Annotated in this window: 13 protein-coding genes; 5 read left to right on the top strand and 8 right to left on the bottom strand. The window is 54.1% G+C overall.

What is annotated here, in order from left to right; translation table 11 throughout:
• Window positions 1-40: 40 nt before the first annotated feature.
• The 5 genes from HS100_18010 to HS100_17990 all read left to right on the top strand — a co-directional run bounded on the left by HS100_18010 (window position 41) and on the right by HS100_17990 (window position 3744).
• Complete coding sequence (locus HS100_18010) at window positions 41-1213, top strand: phosphoglycerate kinase (protein ID MBE7435817.1); 1173 nt, start codon at window positions 41-43, stop codon at window positions 1211-1213.
• A gap of 102 nt (window positions 1214-1315) precedes the next feature.
• Window positions 1316-1831 carry a hypothetical protein gene (locus HS100_18005; GenBank protein ID MBE7435816.1) on the top strand — a complete coding sequence of 172 codons (516 nt, stop codon included), beginning with the start codon at window positions 1316-1318 and terminating at the stop codon, window positions 1829-1831.
• Window positions 1832-1973: 142 nt separating this feature from the next.
• Window positions 1974-2129 carry a hypothetical protein gene (locus HS100_18000; protein ID MBE7435815.1) on the top strand — a complete coding sequence of 52 codons (156 nt, stop codon included), beginning with the start codon at window positions 1974-1976 and terminating at the stop codon, window positions 2127-2129.
• 39 nt (window positions 2130-2168) lie between these two features.
• Complete coding sequence (locus HS100_17995) at window positions 2169-2927, top strand: triose-phosphate isomerase (protein MBE7435814.1); 759 nt, start codon at window positions 2169-2171, stop codon at window positions 2925-2927.
• Between the two features lie 64 nt (window positions 2928-2991).
• A complete protein-coding gene (locus HS100_17990; protein MBE7435813.1) occupies window positions 2992-3744 on the top strand; it encodes a hypothetical protein in 753 nt (250 codons plus the stop codon).
• Window positions 3745-3751: 7 nt separating this feature from the next.
• On the opposite strand, the gene HS100_17985 is transcribed toward HS100_17990, so the two are convergent.
• The 8 genes from HS100_17985 to HS100_17950 all read right to left on the bottom strand — a co-directional run bounded on the left by HS100_17985 (window position 3752) and on the right by HS100_17950 (window position 12841).
• Window positions 3752-4549 carry an EF2563 family selenium-dependent molybdenum hydroxylase system protein gene (locus tag HS100_17985; protein ID MBE7435812.1) on the bottom strand — a complete coding sequence of 266 codons (798 nt, stop codon included), beginning with the start codon at window positions 4547-4549 and terminating at the stop codon, window positions 3752-3754.
• On the bottom strand, window positions 4546-5244 hold the full coding sequence (locus HS100_17980; protein ID MBE7435811.1) for a DUF1361 domain-containing protein: 699 nt from the start codon (window positions 5242-5244) through the stop codon (window positions 4546-4548). Before HS100_17980 ends, HS100_17985 begins: the two co-directional genes overlap by 4 nt.
• Window positions 5245-5309: 65 nt before the next feature.
• Window positions 5310-6065: a DUF1361 domain-containing protein gene (locus tag HS100_17975; protein MBE7435810.1), complete on the bottom strand. Its 756-nt coding sequence runs from the start codon at window positions 6063-6065 to the stop codon at window positions 5310-5312.
• A complete protein-coding gene (locus HS100_17970; GenBank protein MBE7435809.1) occupies window positions 6062-6556 on the bottom strand; it encodes a DinB family protein in 495 nt (164 codons plus the stop codon). The genes HS100_17975 and HS100_17970 overlap by 4 nt, the downstream gene beginning before the upstream one ends.
• Before the next feature lie 60 nt (window positions 6557-6616).
• Window positions 6617-7495, bottom strand: coding sequence for an alpha/beta hydrolase (locus HS100_17965; protein ID MBE7435808.1), 879 nt, complete (start codon window positions 7493-7495; stop codon window positions 6617-6619).
• A 23-nt stretch (window positions 7496-7518) separates the two neighbouring features.
• Window positions 7519-8862 (bottom strand): DHH family phosphoesterase, encoded by a 1344-nt coding sequence (locus HS100_17960; GenBank protein ID MBE7435807.1) that lies wholly within the window; start codon window positions 8860-8862, stop codon window positions 7519-7521.
• Between the two features lie 197 nt (window positions 8863-9059).
• The gene (locus HS100_17955) at window positions 9060-12065 is read right to left on the bottom strand and encodes a molybdopterin-dependent oxidoreductase (protein MBE7435806.1); all 3006 of its coding nucleotides are present in this window, start codon (window positions 12063-12065) and stop codon (window positions 9060-9062) included.
• Window positions 12066-12337: 272 nt separating this feature from the next.
• Window positions 12338-12841, bottom strand: a complete 504-nt coding sequence (locus tag HS100_17950; protein ID MBE7435805.1) for a hypothetical protein — start codon at window positions 12839-12841, stop codon at window positions 12338-12340.
• Window positions 12842-12903: the final 62 nt, after the last annotated feature.

Below are 12903 nucleotides of genomic sequence, written 5' to 3'. Positions count from 1 at the left end.
AGGTCACGCTTCAAGCGTGACCTGCTTTTTAGGTGCAGCGATGAACAAGAAAACTGTAAAAGACATCGACCTCAAAGGCAAACGAGTTTTCATGCGCGTGGACTTCAATGTCCCGATGGCGGAGGGCAAAGTCACCGACGATAAGCGCATCAAAGCCGCCTTGCCCACCATCCAATATTGTTTGGATCAGGGAGCATCACTCCTGCTCGCCAGCCACTTGGGACGCCCCAAGGGCGGCTCCGACCCGGAATTCAGCCTGCGTGCCGCTTCTGAAGTTTTATCTACACTGATTAATCGTCCCGTGACCATGGCGCCAGATTGCGTGGGTACCGAAGTGGAGGCGATCGCCAGGTCTCTCAAACCCGGCGACGTGGTGATGCTTGAAAATACGCGCTTCCACAAGGGTGAAGAGAAAAACGACCCCGACCTCGCAAGGCAAATGGCATCGCTTGCCGATGTATATGTCAACGACGCGTTCGGTTCCGCCCATCGCGCTCACGCATCCACTGAAGGTATAGCGCGCTTCCTGCCTGCCGTCTCCGGCTTTTTGATGGAACAGGAATTGGAATACCTCGGCAAAGCGGTTGCCAACCCTGAACATCCCTATATCGCCATCCTCGGCGGGGCAAAGATCAGCGACAAGATTTTGGTTGTCGAAACTCTCGCCGCGAAATGTGACAAGCTCATCATCGGCGGCGGCATGGCAAATACCTTCCTCGCCGCGAAGGGATTGAACATGCAGGATAGCCTCGTCGAAGCGGAATCACTCGAAACCGCCAAGACCCTGCTTGGCAAACTTGGCGATAAACTCGTCCTGCCTGTGGATGCAGTCATTGCGGACAAATTCGATGCTGAAGCGAATTCGCAGGTCGTGGATGTGGACAAGATCCCTGCAGGCTGGTGCATGTTGGATGTGGGACCGAAAACTGTCGGCTTGTATAAAGCTACATTGGACGGAGCCAAATTGATCGTTTGGAACGGACCCGTGGGCGTCTTCGAAATGCCGAAGTTTGCCGAAGGGACATTCGCGCTTGCCAAACTCCTCGCAGAATCCGGCGCGACCACAGTCATTGGCGGCGGCGACTCCGCCAGCGCGGTCAAGAAGGCGGGCGTTGCGAAACAAATGACTCACGTCTCGACCGGTGGCGGCGCATCCCTTGAATATCTCGAAGGCAGGGAACTGCCCGGAGTTGTGGCCTTGCTCGATAAATAAAACCATCAAGAATAGGACAAAAGGAGCAGTGGGTTTTTTCCTATGCCCCTGCTCCTTTTTTTTGTATAATCCGCCCATCTTATTCCAAGGAGAAGAGAGAAAATGGAAACAAATCAGGTTCCGCAACCCGGACCGAAGAACAATCAAAAAACGATCCTTTACATTGCGATTGCCGTTCTTTTGTGCTGTTGTTGTGTCGGGACAGCTGCCGGTGGTTATTATGGATATCAAGCATATGTCGCCGCCCAGCAGGTCATGGAGGATGTACAAGACTTTGAAATCCCGACGGACGTGCCCTTTGTCCCTCTCGATCCGGGCAGCACGGAGACAGCGCCCAACTTCGATACCAGCGGTGAAGTCCCTGAGGGTGGGCTCTCGGATGAAGAGACTCGATTTATTGCCTGGGCTTCGGTTCAATTGGTTGGAATCATGTCCGGTTGTACCACTCCCATTGTCGAAGGGACGACGATTACGGTGACTCAGCAGCCGGATGCCAGCGGTCAATGGCGCGAGGAATGGAACGTCAATTGCGGCGACGGAACATTCAAAGCCTTCCCATTGGTGTTCACGCCCGATAGCAGCGGCTTTGTCAACGTCGAGGTTGAACTCCAGCCTTGATCGATTGACATCAGAACGGACGAGGTAATTACCTCGTCCGTTTTTTTATTTCCGTGACGATTTTCGATCAATTTACAGGCATCCAACCCAAGGTTGGGGTGCTCGGATATAATTGATAGATATTTATCGCGGAGAAATGATGATGGCATTCAATCCGGGAGAAATCGTGGGTCCGTATCGGATCATCGCTCAAAAGGGACAGGGCGGCATGGTTTCTGTCTTTAAAGCCCATTACCCTGCGCTCGATGGGCGCTGGACATGGCGGATGAAATACACGATTGATACCGTAAATTGCTAGAAGCAAGAGACCGCCAATCCTACCCCTCCAAGGAGCACTATGAGAACACCTTTTGTTGCTGGAAACTGGAAGATGAACAAAACGATCGCGGAGACGCGGGAACTGCTTGCCGCTATGGTTGCTGGTTTGGATGAAATCACCGGCGTGGAGCGGGTGGTCTGCCCTCCTTTTACGGCACTGGTTTCCGCATTTGAAATGCTTGCTGGGAAACACATCGGGCTTGGCGCCCAGGATATGCATTGGGAGGAAAAAGGGGCATACACGGGCCAGGTCTCGCCGGGGATGATAAAGGAATTATGCGGATATGTGATTCTGGGGCACTCTGAGCGCCGCACATATTTTGGAGAGACTGATGAAACAGTAAACAGAAAGCTTCTCGCCGCACAAAAATTTGGGCTGACCCCGATCGTCTGTGTGGGCGAAACGCTTGCGCAATACGAGGCGGGGGAGACTTCAAATGTCGTTTCCACTCAAACGCGGCTTGGACTGCAGGGCATATTTACCGATTTTGCGTCTAGAATCGTTGTGGCTTATGAGCCGGTCTGGGCGATCGGCACGGGGAAGGCATCGAGCGCAAGCAATGCCCAAGGTGTACATGGGGAAGTGATTCGCCCGGTCTTGAAGGAATTGTTCGGCGCGGAGATTTCGCAGGCGATCCGAATCCTTTATGGCGGTTCAGTGACCGCCGCGAACGCCGCCGAATTCTTCTCCCAACCGGATATCGACGGCGCATTGGTGGGCGGCGCAAGCTTAAAGCCCGGGGAGTTCATCGCCATCGCGCGGGCAGCTGCTGGTTAAATCGCCTTCTGTAGTTCCTAACCGCCCGTCCAGGGTCGATCGTGAATAAGAGGAAAACAACGCCGTGCAGTTCGTCGGTCTGATCATATTTGCCTTAAATCTTCTGCCGCTGGTATATCTCCAGCGGTTTTTACATCGTGAGATCCAGTTGATCTTCTTTATTCTGACTCGCAACAAACCTCTCACCATTGCCTTGTTTTCATTGCTATTCCTCCCGGGCGTATTGCTTCACGAAGCCAGCCATTATCTGACGGCAAAGCTCTTGGGCGTGCAAACTGGGCGATTCACTGTCGTGCCCCAGGCCGTTGAGAGCAGGGGTCTGGTTCTGGGATCGGTCGAGATCGAAAACACCGATATCCTGCGCGACTCTCTGATCGGACTCGCGCCGATCCTTTCCGGGACCCTCTTCATTGCATATGCGGCGCTCGTGCAATTACAGTTGGATGCGTTGTGGCACGTTCTGAAGAACGGTCAATGGAATTTGTTTTTTATGGGATTGAGACTGTTGCCGACGGTGCCCGATTTTTATTTATGGTTCTACCTGACCTTCGCGGTTTCGAGCACAATGCTGCCTTCAGAATCGGACCGGCATGCGTGGCTTCCCCTCGGCTTATGGGTCGGTATATTGATCGCCGTGGCGGCTTTTGCCGGGGCAGGCGCCTGGATGCTCCAAAACCTCGCGCCCCTCCTGGACTCCCTCCTGCGTTCGGCTTCGTTGTTCATTGCGCTAAGCAACATCGTCCATATCATGATGTGGATCCCCTTGTTTTCATTTCGCCGGGTGATTGCATTTTTCCTGGACGTGGAGCCGGGCTGAATCCAAGCTATTCCATCCCTTTCAGTTTTACATAAACTGCTTCCATTACGCCCCCTGCCACGGCGAGTGATTTATCCGAAACGAGCCGGATCATGGAGGGGTCGTTGCGGGCATCCACGTCCCCGATCTTCATTCCCTCGGCAACCTCGACCCGCGGATGGATTAGTCCGCGCAGAATACCATCGAAAGGGCTAGATACGGTCTTGCCGTTTACGCTGGCGATCACTTCGCCTTCTTTGCAAAATTCCCCAATTTGTTTGCGCGGTTCCAATGTCCCGGCAGTTGGGGCGCGTAATACACGCCGCGGATCGCCGTCCGGCTGCTGGTTGTCCGGCAGGGTACCGCCATCCCAGTAGACCCTGCCGAGCGTGTGACCGCGCCGTGTTTCGATCACAGCATCGCAGTTCGTTCCGGCAGTGAAGCCCGGTCCGAGCCCGATGTGAAGCGCGATTTGAGTCGGCAGCGGTTCAGGTTCCATTTTTATCAGCCGGGCGTCCACAACGAAGGTGGATTTGGGACTGGTTAGAAATTGATTGTTGAGGATATTGGCATTCGGGTCGATCAGAACCGGGATCTCTCCCGCCTCCAATGTGACCTGGAACTGATCGCCTGAAACCAGTCTTGCGGTCACGCCCTCCACGGTTTGCATCCCCTCATAAACAGCTTCGGAAAAGGAAACGGTCCGGCGGACTGCGAGCGGTTTATCGAGTTCGATGATGGCTATTTGAAACCCGACGCGATACAGGCGCAGGGCGACCCCGCTTGCGAGGTCTCCTCCGCCGCGGATGATGATCAATGGATTCATTTTGGTTCCTGTTGTTCATGGAGTAAAAGCCCGAAAGAATAGGTGGCGACGTAGATGAAAATAAAAAGGGAGGAGAATATTGAAATGAACATGATGGATTGCAGACTTGGATTCATGGCGTAGGTCAGTAATTCGCCGAGTCTGGCGACCGGGTCGAAGACCACATCCCAGGAGTTCCAGCGCAGGAAGCGCCCGATGTAGGTCCCGACTCCACAAAGTGTACCAACGATGAGGACGAATATCCATCCTGCAATGCGACCGAAAGCCCTGCGCACGAGGGTCTGCATCAGGAAAAGGGAGTAGACGCCCAACAGCATTCCTGTCCATGCGAACCAGTTGATCAGCAGGGTATCGAACCAGACTGGGACGTGTTCGCGCGGGTGGCGCAGATGGATGAGATCTGTGAGAATGTAAGGCGCATTCGGGAAAAACAAAAGCCATAGCGCCGCGGCTGGCAGGACGATGATCGCTGTGAAACGCCTGCGCGAAACGAAGCCCGATGCGGCGTAGGAGATCAGGAGTGGGAGCCAGGCGAGGAAGAGGTTCCATACCAGAATGGCGTAATCTGCAGTTCCGCTCATCTCGATGCGGAGTCGGACCAAAATTACGGACAGGAGGCTTGCCCCGGAGAGGATTGTAAAAATGGCAAGCCTGAAGCGAAAAGGTTTCAGGTTTTCATATATTTTGCGGATCATGATTGCCTCCGAACCATCTGCCCATTCTACGCGCGCCTTCTTTCAATCGCTTTCAAATACTCTCTTTATCGTATCGGCTGTGACGGTTGGGTGGAGTCCATCTGTTCAGGCAGACCGTTTGCGCGCGCCTTTTGTTCCTGCAGCATATGACTGAATGAGTAGAGCAGGAGGAAAATAAAAAGGAAGAAGAAAGTATATGCTATCGTAAAAGCAGCAAGCCGCCTGCTCGGGTCAATGACGATTCCGAGGATTTCCATGGCGGTCTCAGCCGGGCTTTGCAGGATATCCCATGAGTTCAAACGGACGAAGCGCCCGATGTAGATTCCAAAACTGCTCAAGCCTGAGATGACGAAGACGAACATCCATCCCAGCCATCGGTTGAAGGTGCGGATGATGATATCCTGCATGAGGTAAAGGGAGATCACGCCCAGCAGGGTTCCCGTCCATGAGCACCAGACCACGATGATGACATCGTACCAGAGCGGCGCTTCTTTTCCGGCTCCGCGCGCCAGGTCCTGCAGGTCGGTAAGCATGTAGGGCGCGTTGGGAAAGAATAATAACCAAAGGACTGCTACGAACGGGATGGCGAGATATACCCAGAGCTTGTTCCACGATAGCGCGTGGGCAAGGTAGGCGAGGATGAAGGGGATCCACGCCAGGAAGAGATTCCAGATCAATCCCGAATGGCGGGTTGAGTCCGTGAACACCACCCGGGCGCCGACGAGCGCTATGCAAGCCCCGCAGGCGAGGTTCAGAAGCAAAAAGACCGCGATATTGTGGCGATTGCGAAACGTAAAGTTCTTGATTCGATTGAAGTTCATGGTTTCTTTCTGAAATACAGGATCATGTCGAGATCACCCGGCGAATGACCGAGTTCGGTGAGGATGAACGCCGCTTCACTACGATGTTGCGTGCCGTGATTGACCACATGCGCCATCGACTCCCATAGGATGTTCTCGTATGCGACCCCTTCCGTGCTGGTATACCGAAAGGGACCGTTCAAACGTTCATCGGTAATTTTTGTGGTGAATGTCATTAATTCTTCCTCTTCCGATTGCCAGCGGTCGCGAAGAGAATCGAATGTCGGGAAATCTTCAGGTTGGAAGCGCATCTTTGGTGATTCACCCTCCCAGCGTTTGCGCCAGATCCATTCGGCGAAAAGGGTGTGGACGAGGATGCCGCGCAGCGATCCGTGCGGATATTCTCCCGGTTCAAGGAATTGCTCCAACGTTATTTTCGCAACCGTGTCGAGGATGCGCGCATTTGCCCATTGGTTGTACTTGAAAAGCTTTTGGATGTATTCGCTGTTCACGTTTCTTTCTCCATGATTTCATCCCCCATACAAGTGATTATTGCTGATAAGAGGGATTGGTTATCTCATTAAAAATTCTAACAGAATTTCATTTACTTCGCTTGCGCGTTCGTAATGGGGGATGTGGCCGCAATGGTCGAAGGCGTGAAATTCAGCATGGGGGATCGCGTTTAGAATATCCACGCTGTGCTCGAAGGGGACCGTGGTATCCTGCTTCCCCCAGAAAATCAAAGCAGGCTTTTTCAATTTACCGACCCGTTCAAAGACCTCAATAAAGGAGCCAAGCATGTCGCATCGTAGAGTGGAAAGGATCGCGCGTTTGAATCCCCGGTATTTCATCTGGTTTCGATATCTCTCTTGGAATTGCTCCACCAGTCTCGGTGAGAACATGTCGGCAGCGACACTTTTAACCATGCTACCCGTGCCAAACAAACCGATGAGTATTTCGCCAAGGATGGGAATTTTCACCGCTTCGAGGAGGGGCGAGAGCGATACCGGCTTTGCGCCGCATGGGTCGATCAGGATGTGTTTGGCAACCTCATCTGGATAAGCGTCAATGAATGCGGCAGTGATCGGTCCTCCCATGGAGAGTCCGACTAGGTTGATATTCTTGTAGTCCAGGGCATCGAGCAACTCCTTGAGCTGCCGGACGAAAAGGGATATATCATAGCGGGCTTTGGGTCTGTCGGAAAAACCGCGCCCGAGCAGGTCGTAGCGCAGGACGCGAAATCCCTGTTGGCTGAGGAACTCGAAGGTGGGGTTGTAGATAAAATACGGGACGGAGAAACCATGCACGAGGACTACGGCTTTTCCGTTTTTATCTCCGGCTTCTTCGTAGTGCGTGACTCCGCATCGGAGTGTAATGAATGAACCCGGCAAGCCTTTGCGGGTTTCTTCGTTCAAGGGAATCGTTTCGTCAAGGTAGGGAAAATTTATCATTCAACTGAAGTAACCGAAGAATTCTATCTATCCAACAATCCCAATACCACAGGAAGTAATTGTTTCTTCCTCGAAACGACTCCGGACGCGTCGCGGGAACCATCGTGCAGGGGTGGGTAGGGGAGATCGTTCAACACGGGCGGCGCGGATGAAGAGACCAATAACCGGCTCGTCCCGCGTACGATGTCAGTGACGAGCAGCATGGCAAAGTCGAGTCCGCGTTTATCGCGCAGGTTATCGAGCGCATTGGTAAGCGGATTTAGATGCTCGGTCAGCTGCATCAGGTCGGTCACTTCCACTTGCGCCACCGCAAATTTGAATCCGCCGCCTTCGAAGGATTTGATGTCTGTGCTGACGACTTCTTCCGGTTTTCGATTCGAGAGTCCCGCGCCTGCGCTGAGTAGCGATTTGCCGAACGATTCGATGGTTTCGCCTTGCAATGGGCTTCCTCCGACGAACGTCCAACGCGCGAGTCGTTCCGCAGCGGTGCGGTCACGATTTGTCGTGGTGGGAGAGGTCAGGATAAGCGTATCTGATAACAGTCCGGCAAGAAGCGCGCCAGCGACCTTTGGCGGGGCGGAGAGTCCCGCCTCGGCTGTCTGTTCCGTGACAAGGGTTGACGTCGAGCCGACCACATCCACTGTGAAGCGAATCGGTTGGTGAGTATAGGGGTTGCCTAGGCGGTGATGATCCAAAATTTCCAGCAGTTCGGCTTCCTCGAGCGCGGCGATGGACTGGCGTGGCTCATTATGATCCACAAGGATGATCTTGAGACGCGGCGGGTTAAGTATGTTCCGTTGGCGGGCAATGCCTAGATAAAGTCCGTTATCATCCACCACCCAGTAGTCATCGATCTCATCGCGAAGGATTCGATTAAGGGAATCGCGGATATGGGCGTTTGCCTTGAACTTCGGCACATTCGTATCTGCCGCGTCCTTGCACTCGGCAGACATCATCTCGCGCACGGTGGTGTCGCCGGGGCGGGGACCAAGAATGTTGGTGAAATAATTGAAGAGGCTCAGGCCGTTGATGATTCCGAATGGCGTTCCGTCCTCGTTTACGATGGGGGCGAGTCCGCCGGTGCGCGATGCGAGCGTCCACGCCGCGCCAAGTTGCGCATCGGGGCGGATACTGTCCAACCTGTGCATCACAGATTCGAACCTGGGCGACGCATCTGTGAGCAGGATCGGAGATTCGAGCCCGATGGTTTTAAGCACCCATGATGTTTGCGGATTCAACGCCCCGGCTCGGGCGGGGATCGCGTTGACCCTGTCCCTCTCGCGCAGAAGCCAGGCATACCCCATGGCGGATGCGATCGAGTCGGTATCCGGATTGATATGACCTACAATATAGATTTGATCTGGCATTGGTTGATTATTCCTTGCGTCATCCAATCAATGATTATATCTTGCATTGGCTCGAATTGATCCTAACATGCCTCTCCCATGTAGATCCTCGGATATGAAATTAAAATTCATTCCCTCCCGCCCAGGTTGACAAAAAGAACCCGCCAGCGGCATCTAAATCCCGGGCGAGTTCTTTTTTGTCCGCATGTCGGGTTCGTTTATTGATTCTTGATCGCCTTCCAAACCCTTTCCGGCGTGGCAGGGATCTCATCAACATTGGCGCCAATCGCGTCGAGGATTGCGTTCCCAACTGCCGGAGCAACGCCGTCCATCGGGATTTCCGCGACAGCTTTGACCCCGAAAGGATGACTCGGCTCGAAGGTTTCCACGAAGATGGTCTCGAGGTCGGGCATTTCGTCCGCGCGGAAGATGTGATAGCGGTCCAGGTCGCGTTCGTAAGCCGAGCCTTTTTCGTCGTAACGCATCTCTTCGCAAACGGCGTAACCGAGAGCCTGTGTCATGCCGCCTTCGATCTGCCCCGAAGCGGTGAGCGGATTGACGATCACGCCCGAATCCACCGCCATCACCAGTTTATCCACGGTGACCTGACCGGTTTCCGTGTCTACGGTCACTTCGGCGAATTGCGCCGCGAATGGGGGAGGGGACACCGGCGAGACGTAACTTGCCACGCCCATGATCTGTTCCTGGTTGTTCTTGTGCAATGTATCGAGCGCGATCTCCGCAAGCGTCACGGATCGTCCGTCGGGGGCGATGGCTTTTCTGTCTGACAATCGAATATTCGGGTATTCGGAATCTGCCATCCCCAGCATCTTTGCCGCGCGGATTTTGATTCTTTCAGCGACGATCTGTGCCGCCTTGGTCGCAGCGGTACCAGAGATGTACGTCGTTGACGAAGCGTACGCGCCTTTATCGAAGGGAGTGAAATCAGTATCGGATGAATAGGTGATCATATCTTCGACGGGCACGCCCAAAACTTCAGCTGCCATCTGCGCGAGGACGGTATCGGAGCCGGTCCCGAGGTCTGTCGCGCCGACGAGCAGGTTGAAAGAACCATCGTCGTTCATCTTGATCGATGCGCCGCCCATGTCGAGGTAGGGAATTGCAGTCCCCTGCATAACCATTGCCACGCCGATCCCGCGTTTCAGGTGTGAGGTGTCAGGTGTCAGGTTCTTTCCCGATACCTGATTCTTGGCACCTGACACATTTTTGTGCCATTCCTCATTCCCAAACTTCTGATCCCACCCAATTGCGGCTTTCCCTTGCGCCACGCATTGTTCCAGCCCAACGGTGTGGATGATCTCCGGGCGCGGTTCACGGCCCTCGTTCCAAGCCGTCGAAAATGGGTGGTACTCGCCGGGGCGGATCGCATTTTTCAACCGGAAATCGATGGGGTCGAAACCCATCGCGCGAGCGATCTTTTCGAGGTGGCGGTCGAGGGGCCAGTAGCCCTGCGGCACGCCGTATCCGCGGAAAGCTCCGGCGGGAGGCGTGTTGGTATACACAACATCGGCATAGAAGCGAATGTTTGGGGATTTTCGGTACTCGCCATCCCCCACATACAAGGCCATCGATTTGTGACCTGTGTTGCCGGTCACTGTCAATGCGTGACAGCCGTACGCGCCGGTATCGGATAACGCGTACATTTCGTTGGCGGTAATGGTGCCGTCTTTCTTAATGCCGGTCTTCATCTTAACCCGCATTGGGTGGCGAGAACGCGCTGCGATGAATTCCTCTTCGCGGTTGTATTCATAAATGACGGGACGCTTCGTGGCTATCGTCAAATGAGCCGCCACGTCTTCCATCAACACTTCCTGCTTGCCGCCGAAGCCGCCGCCGATGCGCGGCTTGATGACGCGGATTCTTTTGACGGGCAGGCCCAGCACTGGAGCGAGCATTCTCCGCACGTGGAATGGAACCTGCGTGGATGTGCGAATTACCAGCCGGTCGTCTTCGTCCCAATACGTCACGCAGACGTGCGGCTCGATGTGCGCCTGCTGGACTTTCGGCACTTCGTATTCAGCCTCAAAGATTTCGTCCGCTTCGGCAAAGCCTTTGTTCACGTCACCAATGTCGATGCGGATGTGCGCCGCAAGATTTTTCTCGGGGTTTGAATCTGCAAAGTTGACATATTCCGGCTCGTCGTGGATTTTTATCGCATCCGGTTTCATCGCTTCGCGCGAGTCGATGATGGCGGGCAGGATTTCATACTCCACTTCGATAAGCGAAAGGGCTTTCTCCGCAATTTCTGCGGTCTCTGCGGCGACGAACGCCACCCGATCGCCCACGAAGCGTACTTTGTGGTCGAGCGAAAACGAATCCAGCGGACCGGGAATCGGGTCGGATTGCCCTGCAGTGGAGTAAACCACGCGTGGAACATCCCGCCATGTCAGGACGGCGACAACGCCTTCCAACGCGAGCGCCTTGGTCGCGTCGATGCGTTTTATCTTCGCATGCGCATGAGGAGAGCGCAGGACTTTGGCGTGTAACATGCCGCGCATGTCCATGTCTGCTGCAAAGGCGGGTTTGCCCTGCACGAGTTTGATCGCGTCCACTTTCTTTTCTGGCTTGCCGACGGTCTGCCATTTCTCCGTTTCTGGCGTGACGACAACCTTGGGTCGCGTCAACACTGCGGCGGAGGGTGAGGCGGAATCTCCAGCGGGAGGAACAGGTCCGGATGTGCCGAAGTCCCAATGGATGGATGTCAAGTCGATGGGCTCATCTCCGCGCATCACTGCCGCGGCTTTCATCACCGCTTGGATTGGCTTGAGATAACCGGTGCAGCGACAGAGCACACCGCTAAGCGCTTCGCGAACTTCGGCTTCGTTTGGATTCGGATTTTTATCGAGCAGACCCTTCGCCGCAAGGATCTGCGCCGGGGTGCAGTATCCGCATTGAATGGCGCCTGATTCCACGAATGCTTTTTGCAGCGGATGCAAACCGTCGGTCTTGCGCCATCCCTGATCGGGATGTTCGCCCAACGCTTCGATCGTCGCCACGACATGACCTTCGGCTTGAGCCGCCAGCATCGACCCGGCGTTGACGGGTTTTCCGTCGAGCAAAATCGTATCTGCGCCGGTCAACCCATGCTCATCGCCGAATTTGACGCCGTGAAAACCAAGTCCGCGCAATGCGGCGAGCAGGGTTGTCGAAGCGGGGACTTCGATTGCATGCTCTATTCCGTTGATCTTGAGGGTGATGTTCATGGTGGCTCCTGTGGAGTGAGAGGTTATTTGAGTCGGGATTTCAAGATTTGAAGGTGGGCTAGGATTTCTGGGTTTAGATCGTATTTGCCTGCTTCCGCTTTGGCTAACAGGACCATGCGACACTGAGATTGATATCGTCGCCAACAAAGTCGAGAGCCTGGGAAGGGCGCGGACTACCGAGTAATGTGAGGGCTCCCCCGCCAAGGAGGAAAAGTCTCGATCTGACCGGGACTTGCCCTCCCAAGAGAGTAAGAATGGATTGCAAATAATCCTTATCCATTTTCAGCCTTGTGGAATTCCAGGTCTTTGTACCAGACATCCGCCGCATGCTGGTATGTGGCAAGCCAATTAATTGGTAATCCACTCAATTCCTTTTGTCGGAGGGATAGCGCGGAAAGATTTATCGCAGGGTCGTCACTAGGGGACAAACCCAGTTTGGAAGAGAAGAGATCAGGCAGGTTATTCTGTGACAAATATTTTCTTTCTATCCACACGGCGGCGGTGTAAAAACACTCCAATAGCAGGCGAGTTGCCGGATCCAATACAATCGAAACTTCGACGGCATATTGTGAGAATTCAGGATGGCAAAGAAAAAGTGGGATGAGACTTAGTTGCAGACGCGTTTCAGGGTTTTCAGCCAGGGCAACAATTAAATCAAAGGGCGGTAAGGTTGGTGGATGATTCGGCTTCTTCCCCAGAATGAAACGCACATCCCGTGCCCAGAGTTCTGAGACGAGTTGATCGTTTGTTACGGTAGGGGTGGGCTGCTCGGACATAAAATCAAAAGAGGGCAGAGATAAATCCCTGCCCTCTTATTTTACCCAAAACGGAGGTCGAA

Source organism: Anaerolineales bacterium (assembly GCA_015075725.1).
GTDB lineage: Bacteria > Chloroflexota > Anaerolineae > Anaerolineales > Villigracilaceae > Villigracilis.
This window is presented reverse-complemented; position numbering and strand designations above follow the sequence as displayed.